Here is an 18,046-nt window from a genome sequence, read left to right as displayed (position 1 = left end):
CCTAGTGCTTTTCTTCCTCTTCCTTGAGGCTTTTGATGAAAAGATAGTCCTTCTCGATATACTCCTTGGCGGCTTCTTTCATCGCCTCATCGGTGATGTCGGGATTGGCGATGATGCCGGCGGCAAAGAGGGCTGAACGGTCGTAGAATTTCCCCTTCTTTTCCTCATCGATCGCAAAGTTCTCAATCTCCTTCTTCATCGCCCTGAGGCGCTCCTTTTCCTGATCCGAGGCCTTCTGCATGAGGCGGCCCATCTTCTCGCCCGCTTCCTCGAGCTGTTTTTCAAAGGTTTCCGTGTTTGCCATGTGTCAATATCCTCCCGTCTTACTCTTGAGATTCCCGTGACTGCCTTTATGGGACATTATTTTCTCGAAGAGACCCTGAATCACCTTCTTGATAGTCCACTTTCACAAGAAATAGGCCCTCAGGCGGCGCCGGCGTATGGATGAGACCCGGATTCTTCTCGGCGAGGATACGGGAGACCTCGCGGGGCTCCATCTTCCCGAGGCCTGCCCTTACCAGCACGGCCACTATCATCCTCACCATCGACCGGAGAAAGCTGTTGGCCTTGAGCTCCACAAGTATGATGCCCTCCCTGTAAAGGGCCTCGAAAGGGACATAGAGGATCTTCCCCTTCTCCGCGCAGTGAGTGCCCTGCAGGATATTGATGTGCTCAATCTTGCGTATGGCAGTCTTTACTTCCTTTATGGAGGTGGAAAAGGCGGTAAAATCATGCTCACCCTCCAGAAACCTGGATGCCTCCCTCATCTTTTCAATATCCAGCGGATGCCTCACATGGTGAAGGTAGGATCGCCCCAGGGACGGAGGCTCTTCCCTGTTCAGAATATAGTAGTGATAGAGGCGGCTCCTGGCGGAAAAACGGGCATGAAACCTCAGGGGCATCTCATCGACGGAGTGAATGGCCATGGCGCCGTGAAGCAGCGCGTTGAGGGCATGCTTGATCTCGCCTGCAGGTCTTGGGGAGGAGGTCCTGAAGCTCACCACCTGAGCCACGGCGTGAACACCGGTATCGGTCCTCCCTGCCACGACGGTTTTCACGGGCTCATTGAGGATTTTTGCCAGGGCTTCCTCAAGGCGGTTCTGCACTGTCACCATGCCGGGAAGGGTCTGCTTCTGGAAGCCGTTGAAATAGGTGCCGTCATATTCAATTATGAGCCTTAGGTTGCGCATCGTCACTCCGTTCAAAGTCCCCGGATTTTCATGCCGTCAACGAAGCAGAGCAAAATGCAGAAGGCTCCTGTGAGCGCTACCGCGGTGAAATCGTTGAGTCCCATCTTCAGTATCCTCAGCCTTGTGCGCCCCTCCCCTCCCCTGTAACACCTCGCCTCCATCGCGACGGCCAGCTCATCGGCATGCCTGAAGGCCTGCACGAAGAGGGGCACCAGGATAGGGATGAAGCTCTTCACTCTCTCAATGAGTGAGCCTCTCTCAAAATCGGCGCCCCGGGCCATCTGCGCCTTGATTATCTTCTCCAGCTGCTCCATGAGGGTGGGGATAAACCGCAGGGCAATACTCATCATCATGGCCACTTCGTGGACAGGGATCCTGAGGGGCTTCCCCCACTTCATGAGATCCTCAAGGGCATCGGTGATCTGAATAGGCGAAGTGGTCAGTGTGAGAAGCGAGGTGGCAAGCACTATGAGAATAAGGCGCATTGCCATGAGAAGGCCGAAGGTGAAGCCCTCGTATGTCACCGTAAAGCACCAGAATGTCCAGAGGGGATGGCCCGGCGTGAGGAAAACGTTGAAAAGAAAAGTAATCAGGACAAGCATTACGACGGCCCTGAGACCGCGGAGCACGTATCTGAAAGTGAGCCCCGACACTGCCGTCACGGCAAGGAAAAACAAGAAAGGTAAGAAAATGAGCCACCATTGCGAGATAAGGAAAATCTGCAGGACCATCAGCATGAGGAGCAGTATCTTCACGCGGGGATCGAGGCGGTGAAGGGCCGAGCTGCCAGGCACATACTGACCTATGGTCACATTCCTCATCAATTCCATGGCTTACCGCTCCAGAAGTTTTGCGATCTCGTATAAAGAGTCATCGAGGGTGAATATGTCGTCTCTCACAGGTAAGCCCATCTCATTGAGCCTTACCATGAGCCTCGTATATTCGGGAAGAAGCAGGTGTGCCTCCTGGATTTCCCCTCTCTTCGAGAAAACCTCGCGGGGTGTCCCCTCGCATGCCACAGCCCCATTCTTCATCACGATTATTTTGTCCGCTATCTCGACTATCTCCTCCATCGCGTGGGAGACAATGACCACGGTGGTCTTCTGAAGGTCCCTGAGCTCGGCAAGCCTGCCAAGCAGGCTCTTTTTCCCGAGAGGATCAAGCCCTGCCGTGGGTTCGTCAAGGACAAGCACCATTGGCTTCATGGCGATGACGCCTGCGAGTGCCACGCGGCGCATCTCGCCGCCGCTCAGGGAGAAGGGAGACCTGTTTCTGAGGGTCTCAAAGGGCAGGTCCATGAACTCCATTGCCATGCGCACACAATCGGCCACCTCATCGGGCGGGAAGCCCATCCTCACCGGGCCGAATGCGACATCCAGAAAGACCGTCTCCTCAAAGATCTGGTGCTCGGGGTACTGGAAGACGAGACCCACTTTCTGCCTTATCTTCCTGAGATCGATATGGGGGGCTCCCACCTCGGTGCCATCAACTGTCACCCTGCCCTCCGAGGGGCGGAGGATTCCGTTGAAATGCTGGATGAGTGTCGATTTGCCGCATCCTGTAGGCCCCACTATGGCCGTGATGCTCCCGGCCTCAATGCTTGTGGAGACCTTGTGAATGGCTTCCGTCTCGAAGGGAGTGTCGCGCATGTAGATATGGGTGAGATCCCTGATTTCAATGATGCTCATGGTTACCCTCTCCACGGCGCCCCGACAGGCAGGCAAGCGCCCGAGCCATCTCCTCGACGGTGACCAGCTCATCAGAGACCCCATAGCCTGCAGCACTGAGGCGGTGGGCCAGGAGACTGATGGGAGGAACATCGAGGCGGAGCGCCTGTATGCGGCCCATATCCTTGAACACTTTCCTGGGCTCATCGTCCATCACTATCTCACCGCGGCTCATCACTATCGATCTTTTCGAATAGTGAGCCTCACCCATGTTCTGGGTCACAAGGACTATGGTAATCCCCTGCTCTTCATTAAGCTCCCTGAGGGTATGCATTATCTCCCGCTGTCCGCGGGGGTCGAGCATGGCCGTCGGCTCATCGAGGACGAGGTACTTGGGCATCATGGTGAGCACAGAGGCGATGGCCACCCTCTGTTTCTGGCCTCCCGAGAGGAGATGGGGCGCCGATGAGCGGTATTTCTCGAGATCGACGGACTTGAGTGCACTGTCGATACGCCTTATGATCTCCTCGCGGGGCACGCCAAGGTTCTCGGGGCCAAAGGCAAGCTCTTCTTCAATGGTGGGGGCAACAAGCTGGTTATCAGGGTTTTGAAAGACCATGCCCACCCTGCTCCTGATGCTCCAGAGCTCCTGCTCATTGCCTGTATCAATGCCATCAACGGTGACCTTTCCGGTCCCCGGGACAATCAGGGCGTTAAAGAGCTTTGCCAGGGTGGATTTTCCGCTCCCGTTATGGCCGAGGAGCGTGACAAACTCTCCCTGGCAGATCTGAAGCGTCACATCCCGCAGGGCGCAGATCTCGTCAGGCATGCCGGCATGATAATGATGGGTGACTCCCTCTACATGTATCATCGTGAAGAGGCGGGGCTCATGGAGGCAGACGTCCTCCATGTGAATGAAAACCCGGGAGAAATCGCGGGAAAGGCTGGGCTATACAAGCTCCAGCAGAACAATGGGTGCCGCGTCTCCCTTTCTGAATCCGAGTTTCACGATGCGCGTGTAACCGCCGTTCCTGGTGCTGTATTGGGCTTTGGCGAGATCAAAGAGCTGGCGGGCAATCTCCTTGTTCCTGAGCTGGGCGAAAACCCTTCTCTTTGACTCCAGGTCGCCTTTCTTGGCGAGGGTTACAAGTTTTTCCGCGTATTTTGAAAGCTCCAGTGCCCTTATGTGCGTCGTCTCAATCTTCCTGTGCAGAAAGAGCGACAGGGCGAGATTCCTGAGCATGCTTATCCTGTGAGCTGTCTTGCGCCCCAGGGTCCTTGTATATTTCCTGTGTTTCATGACCGATTCTCCTCCTTGGAAGGATAAAACCCCTCACTCATGACCTATACTTCCTCCCGTGAGGGCGGGGCAAGAGAGAGCTCATACTGTGTCAGCTTCTCTTTGATCTCGACAAGCGATTTCTGGCCGAAGTTTTTGAGCTTCATGACATCGTCCTCGGAGAGTGCCACGAGATCCCCTACTTTTCTGACGGCCGCACGCTTGAGACAGTTGAGGGAACGGACCGACAGCCCCAGCTCTTCAATAGGCATGTCAAGTATCTGAGCCTGGTCAACACTTCCTGAGGCAACGGGCACTGCTGAAGGCGGCTTCAGGTTGGTGAAGAAGCTGAGATAGCGCTGGAGAAGCTCCGCTGCGCTGCTCACCGCGTCATGGGGCTGAACGCTTCCATCAGTCCAGACCTCAAGGATGAGCCTGTCATAATTGGTGACCTGCCCGACGCGCGTATCCTCTACCGTATATTTCACCTTCCTGATGGGGCTGAATATTGAATCGACGGGGATAAGGCCCAGGATCTGCTCGGGAGCCTTCTGTTTCTCGGCGGCAACATATCCCTTGCCCTTGCCCACCCTCATCTCCATCGACAGGCGGGCATTTTTCTCGGTAAGCGTTGCGACATGGCAGTCCGGGTTCAGGACCTCCACCTCGGGATCGGGCTGTATATCGGATGCCGTGACCCTTCCTTCCCCCTTCACCTCGATCTTCACCGTTTTGGGCTTTTCGGTAAGAAGCTTGAAGTTGAGCTTCTTCACGTTCAGGACTATCTCGGTGACATCCTCGATAACGCCCGGGATGGTGGAGAACTCATGGAGAATTCCCTCTATGCGGATATGCGTCACGGCGGCGCCGGTGATCGACGAGAGCAGAATTCTCCTGAGGCTGTTGCCCAGCGTGATGCCGAACCCCCTCTCGAGCGGCTCTATGACGAACTTTCCGTAATTTTCCTCACTGTCACTCTTTATCTTCGGTTTTTCTATGACATCCAGCATCAGTGTATCTCTCCTCACGTACTGATTTTATCGAAAGAAAAGCTCAAGGGCCCTCTTTCAGATCATCGGCAGACCCCCACCGAGACTACTTGGAGTAAAACTCCACGATGAGCTGTTCGTTGATCTGCGTATCAATCTCTTGCCTCGTGGGCAGCGAAATGATTCTTCCCTCGGCCTTCTCGTAATTCAGCTCAAGCCACACAGGCACTTTCTTGGACTTGGACTGCTCTATGGACTCCTGGACGAAAGGCTTGCTCCGGGACTTCTCCCTCACCGCCACTATCTCTCCTATCTTGACCTGGTAGGAGGGAATATTCACCTTGTGTCCATTGATGTCCACGTGGCCATGCCTGACAAACTGGCGTGCCTCGCTGCGGGAGTCTGAGAGGCCAAGCCTGAAAATCACGTTGTCAAGCCGTCTTTCCAGGATCCTCAGGAAGTTCTCGCCGGAGACTCCCTTCTGCCTCTCGGCCCTGGTGAAGTAATTCTTGAACTGGCGCTCGTTGAGGCCGTAAATCCTGCGGAGCTTCTGCTTCTCGCGAAGCTGAATGCCATAGTTCGAGAGTTTGCGGCGCATCTGTCCGTGCTGCCCCGGCGGGACAGCACGCTTTATCACCGCGCATTTGGAATCGTTGTAGCAACGATCGCCCTTGAGATAGAGTTTTGTTCCTTCACGCCTGCATAATCTGCATACAGGTCCAACGTAACGAGCCACGTTTTCCCTCCTGTTCCTGACCGCTGTCGGTTAGTTAGAATCTGATGCCTACACCCTTCTCCTCTTGGGCGGCCTGCACCCGTTATGAGGGATGGGAGTCACATCCTTGATAAGGCTTATCTCAAGCCCCGTGGCCTGCAGTGAGCGTATTGCCGCTTCCCTGCCTGAACCGGGGCCTTTCACATATACTTCCACGGAGCGCATGCCATTTTCCATTGCCTTTTTTGCCACTGCCTCCGCTGCTATCTGGGCGGCGAAGGGAGTGCTCTTCCTTGAGCCTTTGAAGCCCAGGCCACCGGCACTGGCCCATGCAACGGCGTTTCCGTTGGGATCAGATATGGTGATGATCGTATTGTTGAAGGTAGATTGAATGTGAGCCACACCCCTGGGGATGTTTTTATGCTCCTTCTTTCTCCCTCGCCCTGCTCCTCTTTTAGCCATTGCGATCCTCCTTGCCTACTTCTTCCTCTTGACGCCCACGGTCCTGCGAGGGCCTTTCCTTGTACGGGCGTTCGTCTTCGTGCGCTGCCCCCTTACAGGGAGCCCCCTGCGGTGGCGTATGCCCCTGTAAGAGTTAATCTCTATAAGGCGCCTTATGTTCGCTGCAACCTCGCGGCGCAGGTCACCTTCCACCTTGTGATGCTTCTCAATCTCCTCTCTCAGCTTTACAAGCTCCTCCTCGGTGAGGTTCTTCACCCGGGTATCCTTGTTGACCTTGGTTATTGAGAGGATCTTCGCGCTTGTGCTGCGGCCTATCCCGAAAATATAGGTAAGCGCAACCTCTACACGCTTGTCTCTTGGTAAATCAACACCTGCTATACGTGCCAATTGTTCACCTCCTTACCCCTGCACCTGTTTATGCTTGGGATTTTTGCACAGTACGCGTATTCTTCCCTTGCGCAGTATGATCTTGCATTTTTCGCACCTTGCTTTTACTGAAGGACGCACTTTCATTGTACCTCACTCCTTATCGTGCCGATCCCTCGGCCTATTTGAACCGGTATACTATCCTTCCCCTTGTGAGATCATAGGGAGACAGCTCGACGGTCACCTTGTCTCCGGGCAGAATCCTGATGAAATTCATCCTGATCTTCCCCGACACATGGGCCAGTACCTTGTGGCCATTGGGGAGCTCCACGCGAAACATGGCGTTAGGCAGGGCCTCCATTACTGTTCCCTCTACTTCAATCGATTCTTCCTTCAATTCACCAGTCACCCCCTTTGGCGCCTCGGCACCATCAAATCCTCCCCTGTCAGGAGAACGGGTATTCCTCGTTCTTCGCCGCCCCGTGCGGCAGGGTCAGTATCCTCGGCCCCTTCTCAGTCACTGCAACGGTGTGCTCAAAATGGGCCGAGCATTTCCCGTCTTCCGTCACTACCGTCCAGTTATCCCGTTTTACTGCCACCTTGTAAGTCCCCAGATTCACCATCGGCTCCAGGGCCAGGACCATTCCCTTCCTGAGCAGAGGCCCTATTCCAGGCGTCCCGTAATTTGGGACCTGGGGCTCCTCATGCATTGCCCGGCCGATTCCGTGGCCCACAAGGTCCCTCACCACGGAAAAGCCGTTTGATTCCACGTGCTCCTGGATACCGCTGGACACGTCTCCCAGCCTGTTTCCAATCACAGCCTTCCTTATGCCCTTGTAGAGCGATTCCCTCGTCACCTGCATGAGCCTGAGCTTTTCAGGCTCCACGTCGCCTATGGCGACGGTTATTGCCGCGTCAGAGCAATAATCCCTGTAAAAGACCCCCATATCGATGCTCACCACGTCACCGCTCTTGAGCTTCCTCTTGTTGGGGATGCTGTGCACCACCTCATCATTGAGCGATATCGTCGTCGCACTCGGGTAGCCCTTGTAGCCCTTGAAGGCCGGCCGGGCTCCCATTTTCACGATGAGACTGTCGGCTATCCTGTCAAGCTCCCTGGTGGTGACGCCCACCCCGGAAGCATTCCTCAGCTCCTCAAGGACTGTTGCCGTTATGTGTCCCGACTCGCGCATCAGGGCTATCTCATCGTCAGACTTAAGAATAATCATGAGACAGCGTGTTCTTTAAGGAGCTCCCTTACCTGTTCCATTATCACCTCGACAGGGGCGCCGGCATTGAGTGCATGAAGGTTCCCCTTCGCATCATAATACTTCAGTAAAGGCGCCGTTTGCTGCTCATAGACATCCAGCCTGTTCAGAATCACCTCTTCCTTGTCATCATCCCTCTGGTAGAGCTCGCCTCCGCATTCATCACAGATGTCCTGCTTTATAGGCGGCCTCCCGAGGAGGTTGTAGATTTCCTGGCAGCTCCTGCAGCTCCTCCTTGAAGAGAGGCGCCTGACAGCTTCCTCCTTCGGGATGCTGAAATCAATTACTGCCTCAATTTTCACACCTTTCAGGGAGAGCATTCCATCAAGGGCCTCGGCCTGCTTGACGGTGCGGGGGAAGCCGTCCAGTATGAACCCCTTCCTGCAGTCATCCTTTTCCAGGCGCTCTTTCACCATGTCAAGAACAACCTCGTCAGGCACAAGCTCGCCCCTGTCCATGAAGCGCTTTGCCCTCATGCCTACAGGCGTGCTGTTCTTGATAGCCTCCCTGAACATGTCGCCGGTGGAGATATGGGCAATCCCGAAGGCCTCCTTGATAAGGTGCCCCTGAGTCCCCTTCCCCGCTCCCGGCATTCCAAGCAAAATGAGATTCATAGACTCTTCCCTCTGGTTACTTCATAAAGCCCTGGTAATTGCGCATCACCAGGCGTGCTTCTATCTGCTGCATCGTGTCCAGTGCCACGCCTACGATGATAAGCATGGAGGTGCTCCCCAGGTAAAAGCTCGTCACTCCCGTGAGCTGCATGACATAGGTGGGAGCAACGGCTATAAAGGCCAGTGATACCGCCGATACCAGGGTGATGCGGTTCATGATCTTCTCAAGGTATTCCACGGTGGGGCGCCCCGGCCTTATGCCCGGAATGAAGCCTCCGTACTTTTTCATGTTGTCTGCCACATCGCCAATGTTGAAGGTGATGGCCGAGTAAAAATAGGTGAAGAAAATAACCAGCAAGGCATAGCACAGGTTATAGAAGAAATGCCGGGGACTGAAGAGCTGTTCAACGAGATTCACAATGGGAGTATACCATGTGGCGGTATCCTGTTTCAGGAACGACGTGAAGGTCGTAGGGAGATACAGGATGGATATGGCAAAGATGATGGAGATGACGCCCGAGTTGTTCACCTTTATGGGGATATAGGTGCTCTGCCCCCCGAAGACACGCCTTCCCACGACGCGCTTTGCATACTGCACCGGGACTTTTCTCATTCCCTGGGTGAGCATGATGATAGCCATGATAAGCAGCACTGCCACAATCGCGAAAAGGAACAGCCTTACATAGAAATTGGGATCGTTGGACACCCTGGCGTAAAAGAATGTCTGCCCGATATATACGGGGTATCTCAGCACGATGCCGCCGAATATGATCATCGAGACTCCATTTCCGATGCCCTTGTCAGTCATCCGCTCACCGAGCCACATCAGGAATGCCGTGCCTGCCGTGAGCGACAGTATCACCATCAGGTAATACATGGGACCTGTCATGAGGAAAATGTGCTCCCCATTCTCGCCCTTCCATTTGGAAAGGCTCAAGGTCATCACCGTGGCCTGGAGAAGGGCAAGCGCCATGGTAAGGGTACGGACATACTGGCCGATCTTGCGGCGCCCCATCTCTCCCCCTTCCTTCTGGAGCTCATGGAGCTTGGGGATGACGACGGTGAGAAGCTGCATGATAATAGATGCGTTGATATAAGGCGTTATGCCCATCGCCCCTATTGAGAAGCGGTTAAGAGCGCCGCCGGTGAACATCCCCAGGAATGAAAAAAGGGCTCCCTGGGTGAGGAGCTGATCCCAGGTTTTCAGATCCACACCGGGCACCGAGATGTGCACCATAAGGACGAAGACCGCGAATCCAAAGGCAACATAAAGGATTCTGTCCCTTAACTCTTTTACTCTGAAGGAGCTAAAAAATGTTCCGATCATTAGATCACCTCAATTTTCCCGCCAGCCTTTTCAATGGCCTCCTGTGCAGTCTTGCTGAACTTGTGAAGCTTCACGGTGACTGCTTTTTCTATTGTGCCATTGGCAAGCACCTTGATCGGGTTGTTCAGGTTCCTGACAAATCCCTCTTTCAGGAGCACATCGGGAGTAATCTCCTTGTGTTCGGCGCATTCTTCAAGGGCACTGAGCCCCACGACCGTATAGACAGTCTTGAAGGGATTCCTGAAGCCCTTGAACTTGGGAAGCCTCCTGTACCATGGGGTCTGCCCGCCCTCGAAGCCCGGTGTTTTCCCTCCGCCCGAGCGGCTGTTCTGGCCTTTCGAGCCTTTCCCCGCTGTCTTCACATGGCAGCCATGGCCCCTGCCCACGCGTTTTACCCGTTTCGTTGAATTCTTTGCAGGTCGTAAATCTGAGAGCTGCATAAGAGTCATTCCCCTTTCATTATGGCTGGTGCACCTGGCTACTGCAGGATCTCTGAAAGCTGCTTGCCGCGGAGTTTCGCCACATCTTCAGCCTTTTTAAGCCCTTTGAGCGCCTTTAACGTGCAGTACACTATATTGATAGCATTATCAGAACCTAAAGATTTCGTAAGAATATCCTTTATTCCTGCCTGCGTCACCACAGCGCGGACGGCTCCACCGGCTATTACGCCTGTGCCCGGGCAGGCAGGCTTCAGCATCACTTTTGCTGCGCCGAACTTCACCGTGAGCTCGTGAGGAATCGTCGTGCCCACAATTGGGACGCTGATGAGGTTTTTCTTTGCCTCCTCGGCTCCCTTTCTTATGGCTTCAGGGACCTCACCGGCCTTGCCGAGGCCGGCGCCCACGGTGCCCTGGCCGTTCCCCACTACCACGAGGGCGCTGAAGGAAAACCTCTTGCCTCCCTTCACCACCTTGGCAACCCTGTTCACCTTTACCACAGTTTCGCTGAATTCTTTGTCAACCTGATCATACCTGTCATACCTGGCCATAATGGTCCTCCCTGCTAGAATTGAATGCCGCCTTCTCTCAGGCCCTCGGCAAGCGCTGCGATTTTCCCGTGGTACTTGTAGCCGCCACGATCAAACACGATGCCTTCAATGCCTTTCTCCTTGATTCTTTCAGCCAGAAGGGAGCCGACCTTTTTTGCCACTACCTTGAGAGAGCCTTCGCGGCCCTCCTTGACTGCCTTCTCAATAGAGCTTGCTGAAACAAGGGTCTTGCCCTCTTCATCATCGATGAGCTGGGCATAAATGTGCTTGAGGCTCCTGAACACCGAGAGCCTGGGGCGATCCTTGGTGCCTCTGAGGCTCTTCCGGATCCGGGCATGCCGCTTTAATCTGTTTGTGTTACGAGAAATTTTATCTATCATGGAACATCCCTCACTATGGTTACTTACCGGTCTTGCCGGCTTTACCGAGTTTTCTGATAATTACTTCCTTGGCATACTTGATGCCTTTTCCCTTGTATGGCTCAGGGGGCTTCACAAACCTTATATTGGCCGCCACCTGCCCCACGAGTTCCTTGTCGATTCCCTTTACTTTGATCTTGTTGACGCCTTTTTCGACTTCCACATCGAAGTCAATGCCCTTGATGGGCGCTATGTCCACAGGGTGGGAATAGCCGCACAGTATCTGTATGCCGTTGCCCTGTTTCAGGACCTTGTACCCTACGCCGATAAGGTGGAGCTCCTTTTCAAAGCCCGTCGTCACACCGACCACCATGTTGTTGATCAGGGTCCTTGTAAGACCGTGGAGCGACCGGTGCTCCTTGCTGTCCGTCGGCCTTTCGACGATTACCGCACCATCGGCCACCTTTATCTTCATGTCCTGGTGGACCTTCCTGCTGAGCTCTCCCTTGGCGCCTTTGACCTTCACTTCGTTCTCCTTGATGGTCACCGTTACCTGAGGCGGAAGCTTGATGGGAGCTTTTCCTATTCTTGACATTGCTACTCCTCCTTCTACCAGACGTATCCCAGAACTTCGCCGCCCACGCCCTTATGCTGGGCCTGCTTTCCCGTCATAAGGCCGCCCGGCGTGGAGAGGATCACCACTCCAAGCCCGCCGAATATCCTGGGAACCTGTGATTTACCGACATAAACCCTCAGCCCCGGCTTGCTTATTCTCCTTATGCCCGATATGATCTTCTGGCGGTTCGGGCCGTATTTCATCTTGATCCTGATTATGCCCTGTGAATTTCCCGTGTTAATCACCTGGAAATCATTTATGAAGCCTTCTTCCTTGAAGATTTTCGCCAAACGCTCCTTCATTTTTGACGCAGGTATGTCTACCTGTTCGTGGAAGGCCGTGTTGGCATTCCTTATCCTGGTGAACATATCCGCGATAGGGTCAGTCATCGCCATGGTTTCGCCTCCATATTTAGTGAGTTATGCACGCCCGCGGCTTGCTACCAGCTGGACTTGGACACACCCGGTATCTCGCCTTTATGGGCTATCGATCTGAAGCAAATCCTGCACATGCCGAATTTCCGAAGATATGCGCGGGGCCTGCCGCACACCATGCAGCGGTTCCTATGCCTTACCCCGAATTTCGGCTTCCTGTTCGCCTTTACTATCATCGCTAATCTTGCCATATCAATCCTCCCGGCCCATTGCCAGAAATATGAAATCCCACGGGTCAGTTCTCCTTCAGAGGGCACCCAAGCAGCTTGAGGAAGTAACGGGCCTCCTCATCGGTCCTGGCCGTCGTGACAATATTGATGTCCATGCCCCTGACCTTGTCCACCTTGTCATATTCAATCTCGGGGAATATGATCTGCTCCTTGAGCCCGAAGGCGTAATTGCCCCTCCCGTCAAAGGATTTCCCCGAGAGCCCCCTGAAGTCCCTGATCCGCGGCAGCGTCACGTTAAAGAGCTTGTCCAGGAAAATATACATCTTCGGGCCTCTCAGCGTGACCTTGCAGCCTATCTTCGTGCCTGCCCTCAGCTTGAAGGCCGCCACAGATTTCTTGGCCTTGGTGATAACGGGCGCCTGGCCAACTATCTGCCTGAGGTCCTCAGCGGCATTGTCCAGCACCTTGGGATTCGTGATGGCCTCTCCGAGTCCCATGCTGATCACGACCTTCTCTAACCGCGGCACCATCTGGACGTTGTCGTAATTGAACTTCTCCCGCATCCGCGGGATGACTTCCTGCTGATATTTCTCCTTGAGCCTCATCATATTCTCACCTTCTTGTGGTTAGGTATTTTTTCAGGCTTATATATGCTCGCCGCATTTTCTGCAGATACGTTCTCTTTTACCCTCGGGCGTATCACGCTTTTTCACCCTCATGGGCAGGTTGCACTTTGTGCACATGAGCATGACCTTGCTTGAATCGACAGGCTGCGCCTTTTCAAGAATGCCTCCCTGGGGCACCTTGGGGGGCCGCGGCTTGGTGTGCTTCTTCGCGATGTTTATGCCGTCAACCAGCACCCTGCCTTCCTTGGGGAAGACTTTCATGACCTTCCCCTTTTTGCCCTTGTCCTTTCCCGAGACCACCATGACGGTGTCATCTCTTCTCACATGTATCTTTCTTGGAGCACTTTCATTCTTTTTCATTTTTCTCACCTCTATGACTTAGAGCACTTCGGGCGCAAGGGAGCATATCTTCATAAACTCCTTGTCCCTTAATTCTCTCGCCACGGGCCCGAAGATTCTCGTGCCCCTGGGATTGAGCTGCTCATTGATAAGCACTGCCGCGTTCTCATCAAATTTGATGAAGGAGCCGTCAGCTCTCCTGATCCTGTTTTTCGTCCTCACCACAACGGCCTTTACCACGTCACCTTTTTTTACCGGTGCGCCTGGAGTCGCCTCCTTGACCGATGCGGTGATGATGTCGCCCACCTTGGCATACTTGTGGTGAAATCCCTTCTTGACCCTGATGCACATTATTTCCCTGGCACCAGAATTGTCCGCTACCCTTAAACGAGTTTGCTGCTGTATCATCTCTCATTCCTCCATGTGCTCATGTCCTGGAGCTCATATGCTTTCAGCTTTCCTTTGAAGGGCTATTTCTGCCTCTCAAGTATCTCCACCACTCTCCAGCACTTTTCCTTGCTGAGAGGCCTTGTTTCCATGATCTTCACGCGATCGCCCTCGTTGCACTCATTTTTCTCATCATGAGCCTTGAACTTGGAGTTTCTCTTGATGATTTTTTTGTACATCGGGTGGGCGAACTGCCGTTCACAGAGCACCACGACAGTCTTGTCCATCTTGTTGCTCACTACCTTGCCGATCCTTATCTTTCTCCTGCCTCGCGCTTTTGTCTCTTCCATAGTAATCCCTCTCTATCTCCAGTACTTCACTGGGCAAGCTGCCGTTCACGCATGACAGTCCTTATGCGTGCAATCTGGCGCCGGTTCTGTCTTATCTTCGTGAAGTCGCCCTGATGGTTTGTTGCCAGCTGGAACCTGACGTTGAAAAGTTCCTCGGTGGCGTCCTTAAGCTTGTCCTCCAGCTCCAGGGGAGTCATCTCACGGAGCTTCTTTTTCACGTCTCTACGCTTCATGCTTTTCACCACCCACTTCTTCTCTTTCGAGTATTTTGGTCTTCATCGGCAGCTTGTGGGATGCAAGCATAAGGGCCTCTATTGCGGTGTCCTTTGCGACGCCGGCAAGCTCAAAGAGGATCCTTCCAGGTTTTACCACTGCCACCCAGTATTCGGGCGAGCCCTTGCCGCTTCCCATACGGGTCTCTGCAGGCTTCTTCGTGACCGACTTGTCGGGGAAGATCCTGATCCAGAGCTTTCCTCCCCTTTTCACATGGCGGGTGATAGCGATACGGGCTGCCTCTATCTGCCGGTCCGTCACCCAGCAGCACTCGGTGGTCTGAAGGGCGAACTCGCCATGGACCAGGGCATTGCCGCGCTGGGCCTTCCCCTTCATTCTTCCGCGCTGAAGCTTGCGGAATTTTACTCTTTTGGGCATCAAAAGCATTATCATTGTCTATCCCTCCCTGCCGATCCCGGAAAGAGTCTTGTCATCCTCTTCCCTCTTCTTAGTTCTGACCACGGGAAGAATGTCACCGCGGTATATCCATACCTTCACGCCGATCTGGCCGTACGTGGTGAAGGCCTCCCTGATGGCATAATCAATATCGGCTCTCAGAGTGTGAAGAGGCACTTTCCCTTCAAACACTCTCTCTGACCTTGCTATTTCAGCGCCTGCCAGCCTTCCGCTGCACTCTACCTTGATGCCTTTCGCGCCTGCCTTCATGCTCCTTGACATCGCCTGCTTCATGGCTCTCCTGAAAGCAACGCGCTTCTCAAGCTGCTCCACAATGTTCTCAGCAACAAGGGAGGCATCGAGCTCCGGAGTCTTGATCTCCTGCACGGTGACTTTTACCGGCTTGTTGATAAGGGCATTGAGGTTCTTGCGCAGATCCTCTATGCCTGCGCCTTTCTTGCCTATGACAAGTCCCGGCTTGGCCGTGTTGATAATCACATCAACGCGATCTGCACGCTCTATCTCCACATGGGATACGCCTGCGTTCTTCAGCCTGTCACGTACGAACTTCCTTATCTTGATGTCTTCGTGAAGCCATTCCGTGTATTTCTTGTCCTGAAACCATCGGCTGTCCCAGCCCCTGGTGATTTTCAGCCTCAATCCTATGGGATGTATTTTCTGGCCCACTACTTCACCGCCTCTCCTTCTCTTACTATGAACGTGATGTGACTCGTGCGCTTGTGCACCTTGCTCGCCCTTCCCATCGCGCGTGGGATCCAGCGCTTGATGACTGGGCCCCCGTCTATGAATGCCTTGTGGACATAAAGGTTGTCGGCAGAGAGCCTCAGGTTGTTCTCCGCATTGGCGACGGCTGACTTCAGGACCTTCTCAAGGACCTTTGCCGCTCGCTTGGGAGTGAACCTCAGGATCTTGAGCGCCTCCTCGACCTGCCGGCCTCTTATGGCATCAACCACAAGCCTCAATTTTCTGGGTGCCGTTCTCACGTAGCGGGCAACAGCCCTTGCTTCCCGGTTTTCCGTGACCTCGGGATCTGCCGCTTGCTTTGTTTTTTTCAGCTTCTTTTTTTCCATACCACTCATCCCTTTCAGGTGTTGCAGAGCTTCGATGCTCCTCTTATTTCAGCGCCGAGGATCTTTCCGTGTGGGAGCCATGGCCCCTGAAATGCCTGGTGATGGCAAACTCGCCAAGTTTGTGGCCCACCATCTGCTCGGTGATGTAAATAGGGATATGCTTCCTTCCGTCATGGACGGCCAGGGTGTGGCCGATCATCTGCGGCACGACGGTGCATGCTCTCGCCCAGGTCTTGATGACCTTTTTCTCGTTCCGCGCATTGAGCATATCTACTTTTTTTATTAGGTTCTTGTCCACATAGGGACCTTTTTTGACTGACCGGGACACTATGCTTACCCTCCCTTTTCATTTCTTCTTCTTATGATCATCCAGTCGGCCTTCTTCTTCTTCCTGGTTTTGTGGCCGTAAGCCGGCTTCCCCCAGGGGGTGCAGCTTGGCCTGCCAGGTGTGGAGCGGGCTTCACCGCCGCCGTGCGGATGATCACAGGGGTTCTTGGCAATACCTCTCACCTTGCCTCTCTTACCGAGCCATCTGGTGCGGCCTGCCTTTCCGATGCTCTCGTTCTCGTGCTCCACGTTGCCTACCTGCCCGATGGTGGCCCTGCAGTTTACGGAGAGGAGCCTCACCTCGCTCGAAGGGAGCCTAATATGGGCATATCTTCCCTCCTTTGCCAGGACCTGCGCGGCAGCGCCGGCGGAACGCACGAGCTGAGCTCCCTTGCCCGGGAAAACCTCCAGGTTGTGTACCAGCGTGCCCACGGGGATATCAGAGATGGGTATTGCATTCCCCGGCTTGATATCTATCTTCTCACCTGACATTACCACATCATTCACTTTGAGGCCGAGAGGGCACACGATATAGCGTTTTTCGCCGTCGGCATAGTGAAGAAGAGCAATGCGGGCTGACCTGTTGGGGTCATATTCTACTGAAGCCACTTTTGCCGGGATATGATCCTTGTCCCTCTTCCAGTCTATCACGCGGTAGAGTCTCTTTGTTCCGCCGCCCCGCGATCTCGAGGTGACGCGGCCCAGATTGTTCCGGCCACCGGTCTTTTTCAGAGGCCTCATGAGGCTCTTTTCCGATTCAGACCTGGTGATATCGGAGAAATCAGATACCGTCATGAATCTTCTTCCCGCCGAGGTGGGTTTGAAAGTCTTTACTGGCATCTGTCCTCCTCCTTTCCTGTTATTTCGATTCTATTCTTTACCCAGGCGCTCGATTACTGTTCGAAGTAGTCAACGCCTCCTATTTCTATCTTGTCGCCTTCCTTCAAAGTCACTATGGCCTTCTTCCAGTCCGAGGTCCTCCCCTCGTATTTGCCCCTCCGGCGCACTTTGCCTGTCACGTTGAGGGTGTTCACACTGATGACCTTCACGTTGAAAATCTTTTCGATGGCTTTCCTGATCTCCACCTTGTTGGCCGTTTTTTCCACCTTGAAGGTGTACTTGTTGATGGCTGCCCCTTCCATGCTTTTCTCCGTGATGATGGGCTTCTTGATGATGTCTCTCACCGTCTTCATGACAGCACCTCCTCTACATGCTTCAGTGCTTCCTTCTCAAAGACAAGGTTATCAAAGTAAAGAGTGTCATAAACATTGATGCCCTCGGGCTTTACGATCCTTACCCCGGGGATGTTTCTCCCTGATTTCTCAACTATCTCGTCAATTTCCTTGACGATGAAGAGGGTCTTCCCCTCGAGCTTGAGATCCTTCATCATTGCCGCAAAAGTACGGGTGCTGATGGCATCCATGGCTATCTTTTCCAGGACCAGGAGCTGCCCCGCCTTCACCTTGGCGGAAAGGGCTTCCCTGAGGGCGAGCCGCCGCATCTTCCTTGGCATGGCCGTAGCATAGTCCCTCATTCTGGGGCCGAAGGTTGTCCCGCCGCCTTTCCAGATAGGCGAACGAATGCTCCCATGGCGTGCTCTTCCCGTCCCCTTCTGCCTCCATGGCTTTTTACCACCGCCGGAGACCTCTCCGCGGGTTTTGGTGTGCGCCGTGCCGGCTCTCTTGTTGTTGAGCTGCCTTTTCACCGCCATATGGAGATGGCACTCCTTCACCGGCACCTCGAAGACCTCTTTCTTGAGGTCCAGGGAGCCGACGTTCTTGCCGGTCTTATCGTATATCGTTACCTGGGGCAT

At 54.0% G+C, this 18,046-nt stretch carries 33 protein-coding genes; all 33 read right to left on the bottom strand.

The genetic code is table 11. The features are described 5' to 3' along the window. Position 1: 1 nt before the first annotated feature. Positions 2–304, bottom strand: coding sequence for a hypothetical protein (locus RDV48_10500; GenBank protein ID MDQ7823213.1), 303 nt, complete (start codon positions 302–304; stop codon positions 2–4). A gap of 46 nt (positions 305–350) precedes the next feature. Beyond that, positions 351–1,190, bottom strand: a complete 840-nt coding sequence (gene truA, locus RDV48_10495; protein MDQ7823212.1) for a tRNA pseudouridine(38-40) synthase TruA — start codon at positions 1,188–1,190, stop codon at positions 351–353. Between the two features lie 11 nt (positions 1,191–1,201). Beyond that, positions 1,202–2,020, bottom strand: a complete 819-nt coding sequence (locus RDV48_10490; protein ID MDQ7823211.1) for an energy-coupling factor transporter transmembrane protein EcfT — start codon at positions 2,018–2,020, stop codon at positions 1,202–1,204. Positions 2,021–2,023: 3 nt separating this feature from the next. Continuing rightward, positions 2,024–2,878: an energy-coupling factor transporter ATPase gene (locus tag RDV48_10485; protein ID MDQ7823210.1), complete on the bottom strand. Its 855-nt coding sequence runs from the start codon at positions 2,876–2,878 to the stop codon at positions 2,024–2,026. Further along, positions 2,865–3,767, bottom strand: a complete 903-nt coding sequence (locus RDV48_10480) for an energy-coupling factor transporter ATPase (protein ID MDQ7823209.1) — start codon at positions 3,765–3,767, stop codon at positions 2,865–2,867. Before RDV48_10480 ends, RDV48_10485 begins: the two co-directional genes overlap by 14 nt. Before the next feature lie 39 nt (positions 3,768–3,806). Beyond that, positions 3,807–4,157, bottom strand: a complete 351-nt coding sequence (gene rplQ / locus RDV48_10475) for a 50S ribosomal protein L17 (GenBank protein ID MDQ7823208.1) — start codon at positions 4,155–4,157, stop codon at positions 3,807–3,809. Between the two features lie 44 nt (positions 4,158–4,201). Then, the gene (locus RDV48_10470; GenBank protein MDQ7823207.1) at positions 4,202–5,146 is read right to left on the bottom strand and encodes a DNA-directed RNA polymerase subunit alpha; all 945 of its coding nucleotides are present in this window, start codon (positions 5,144–5,146) and stop codon (positions 4,202–4,204) included. 85 nt (positions 5,147–5,231) lie between these two features. Beyond that, the gene (rpsD, locus tag RDV48_10465) at positions 5,232–5,861 is read right to left on the bottom strand and encodes a 30S ribosomal protein S4 (protein MDQ7823206.1); all 630 of its coding nucleotides are present in this window, start codon (positions 5,859–5,861) and stop codon (positions 5,232–5,234) included. 48 nt (positions 5,862–5,909) lie between these two features. Beyond that, on the bottom strand, positions 5,910–6,302 hold the full coding sequence (gene rpsK / locus RDV48_10460) for a 30S ribosomal protein S11 (GenBank protein ID MDQ7823205.1): 393 nt from the start codon (positions 6,300–6,302) through the stop codon (positions 5,910–5,912). Between the two features lie 15 nt (positions 6,303–6,317). After that, positions 6,318–6,689 carry a 30S ribosomal protein S13 gene (gene rpsM, locus RDV48_10455; GenBank protein MDQ7823204.1) on the bottom strand — a complete coding sequence of 124 codons (372 nt, stop codon included), beginning with the start codon at positions 6,687–6,689 and terminating at the stop codon, positions 6,318–6,320. 12 nt (positions 6,690–6,701) lie between these two features. Next, positions 6,702–6,815 (bottom strand): 50S ribosomal protein L36, encoded by a 114-nt coding sequence (gene rpmJ, locus RDV48_10450; GenBank protein MDQ7823203.1) that lies wholly within the window; start codon positions 6,813–6,815, stop codon positions 6,702–6,704. A 34-nt stretch (positions 6,816–6,849) separates the two neighbouring features. Then, entirely contained in the window at positions 6,850–7,065 is a 216-nt protein-coding gene (gene infA / locus RDV48_10445; GenBank protein ID MDQ7823202.1) for a translation initiation factor IF-1, read from the bottom strand. Positions 7,066–7,114: 49 nt separating this feature from the next. Continuing rightward, entirely contained in the window at positions 7,115–7,897 is a 783-nt protein-coding gene (gene map / locus RDV48_10440) for a type I methionyl aminopeptidase (GenBank protein MDQ7823201.1), read from the bottom strand. Then, positions 7,894–8,550, bottom strand: a complete 657-nt coding sequence (locus RDV48_10435) for an adenylate kinase (protein ID MDQ7823200.1) — start codon at positions 8,548–8,550, stop codon at positions 7,894–7,896. The genes map and RDV48_10435 overlap by 4 nt, the downstream gene beginning before the upstream one ends. Before the next feature lie 16 nt (positions 8,551–8,566). After that, complete coding sequence (gene secY / locus RDV48_10430; GenBank protein ID MDQ7823199.1) at positions 8,567–9,877, bottom strand: preprotein translocase subunit SecY; 1,311 nt, start codon at positions 9,875–9,877, stop codon at positions 8,567–8,569. Continuing rightward, positions 9,877–10,317, bottom strand: coding sequence for a 50S ribosomal protein L15 (gene rplO / locus RDV48_10425; protein MDQ7823198.1), 441 nt, complete (start codon positions 10,315–10,317; stop codon positions 9,877–9,879). The genes secY and rplO overlap by 1 nt, the downstream gene beginning before the upstream one ends. 38 nt (positions 10,318–10,355) lie before the next feature. Further along, positions 10,356–10,865: a 30S ribosomal protein S5 gene (gene rpsE / locus RDV48_10420; protein MDQ7823197.1), complete on the bottom strand. Its 510-nt coding sequence runs from the start codon at positions 10,863–10,865 to the stop codon at positions 10,356–10,358. Positions 10,866–10,879: 14 nt separating this feature from the next. Continuing rightward, positions 10,880–11,245: a 50S ribosomal protein L18 gene (gene rplR, locus RDV48_10415; protein ID MDQ7823196.1), complete on the bottom strand. Its 366-nt coding sequence runs from the start codon at positions 11,243–11,245 to the stop codon at positions 10,880–10,882. 19 nt (positions 11,246–11,264) lie between these two features. Beyond that, complete coding sequence (gene rplF / locus RDV48_10410) at positions 11,265–11,819, bottom strand: 50S ribosomal protein L6 (protein ID MDQ7823195.1); 555 nt, start codon at positions 11,817–11,819, stop codon at positions 11,265–11,267. A 14-nt stretch (positions 11,820–11,833) separates the two neighbouring features. Next, positions 11,834–12,235 carry a 30S ribosomal protein S8 gene (gene rpsH / locus RDV48_10405; GenBank protein MDQ7823194.1) on the bottom strand — a complete coding sequence of 134 codons (402 nt, stop codon included), beginning with the start codon at positions 12,233–12,235 and terminating at the stop codon, positions 11,834–11,836. A gap of 44 nt (positions 12,236–12,279) precedes the next feature. Further along, positions 12,280–12,465: a type Z 30S ribosomal protein S14 gene (locus RDV48_10400; protein ID MDQ7823193.1), complete on the bottom strand. Its 186-nt coding sequence runs from the start codon at positions 12,463–12,465 to the stop codon at positions 12,280–12,282. A 44-nt stretch (positions 12,466–12,509) separates the two neighbouring features. After that, positions 12,510–13,052, bottom strand: coding sequence for a 50S ribosomal protein L5 (gene rplE / locus RDV48_10395; protein MDQ7823192.1), 543 nt, complete (start codon positions 13,050–13,052; stop codon positions 12,510–12,512). A gap of 36 nt (positions 13,053–13,088) precedes the next feature. Then, positions 13,089–13,430 (bottom strand): 50S ribosomal protein L24, encoded by a 342-nt coding sequence (gene rplX, locus RDV48_10390; GenBank protein ID MDQ7823191.1) that lies wholly within the window; start codon positions 13,428–13,430, stop codon positions 13,089–13,091. A gap of 18 nt (positions 13,431–13,448) precedes the next feature. Further along, positions 13,449–13,817 (bottom strand): 50S ribosomal protein L14, encoded by a 369-nt coding sequence (gene rplN / locus RDV48_10385; protein MDQ7823190.1) that lies wholly within the window; start codon positions 13,815–13,817, stop codon positions 13,449–13,451. Between the two features lie 62 nt (positions 13,818–13,879). Continuing rightward, positions 13,880–14,146, bottom strand: a complete 267-nt coding sequence (gene rpsQ, locus RDV48_10380; protein ID MDQ7823189.1) for a 30S ribosomal protein S17 — start codon at positions 14,144–14,146, stop codon at positions 13,880–13,882. 26 nt (positions 14,147–14,172) lie between these two features. Then, on the bottom strand, positions 14,173–14,379 hold the full coding sequence (gene rpmC / locus RDV48_10375) for a 50S ribosomal protein L29 (GenBank protein ID MDQ7823188.1): 207 nt from the start codon (positions 14,377–14,379) through the stop codon (positions 14,173–14,175). Continuing rightward, positions 14,369–14,806 carry a 50S ribosomal protein L16 gene (rplP, locus tag RDV48_10370; protein ID MDQ7823187.1) on the bottom strand — a complete coding sequence of 146 codons (438 nt, stop codon included), beginning with the start codon at positions 14,804–14,806 and terminating at the stop codon, positions 14,369–14,371. Before rplP ends, rpmC begins: the two co-directional genes overlap by 11 nt. A 9-nt stretch (positions 14,807–14,815) precedes the next feature. After that, positions 14,816–15,502, bottom strand: a complete 687-nt coding sequence (gene rpsC / locus RDV48_10365) for a 30S ribosomal protein S3 (protein MDQ7823186.1) — start codon at positions 15,500–15,502, stop codon at positions 14,816–14,818. Further along, positions 15,502–15,906 (bottom strand): 50S ribosomal protein L22, encoded by a 405-nt coding sequence (gene rplV, locus RDV48_10360; GenBank protein ID MDQ7823185.1) that lies wholly within the window; start codon positions 15,904–15,906, stop codon positions 15,502–15,504. The genes rpsC and rplV overlap by 1 nt, the downstream gene beginning before the upstream one ends. Before the next feature lie 43 nt (positions 15,907–15,949). Continuing rightward, positions 15,950–16,234: a 30S ribosomal protein S19 gene (gene rpsS / locus RDV48_10355; protein ID MDQ7823184.1), complete on the bottom strand. Its 285-nt coding sequence runs from the start codon at positions 16,232–16,234 to the stop codon at positions 15,950–15,952. Positions 16,235–16,239: 5 nt separating this feature from the next. After that, positions 16,240–17,073, bottom strand: a complete 834-nt coding sequence (gene rplB / locus RDV48_10350) for a 50S ribosomal protein L2 (GenBank protein ID MDQ7823183.1) — start codon at positions 17,071–17,073, stop codon at positions 16,240–16,242. A 53-nt stretch (positions 17,074–17,126) separates the two neighbouring features. Further along, positions 17,127–17,426 carry a 50S ribosomal protein L23 gene (gene rplW / locus RDV48_10345; GenBank protein ID MDQ7823182.1) on the bottom strand — a complete coding sequence of 100 codons (300 nt, stop codon included), beginning with the start codon at positions 17,424–17,426 and terminating at the stop codon, positions 17,127–17,129. After that, positions 17,423–18,046: a 50S ribosomal protein L4 gene (rplD, locus tag RDV48_10340; protein ID MDQ7823181.1), complete on the bottom strand. Its 624-nt coding sequence runs from the start codon at positions 18,044–18,046 to the stop codon at positions 17,423–17,425. Before rplD ends, rplW begins: the two co-directional genes overlap by 4 nt.

This window comes from Candidatus Eremiobacterota bacterium (assembly GCA_031082125.1).
Lineage (GTDB): Bacteria > Vulcanimicrobiota > CADAWZ01 > CADAWZ01 > Ess09-12 > Ess09-12.
Note: the sequence above shows the minus strand (reverse complement) of the source record. Positions and strands in the feature narration are given on the sequence as shown.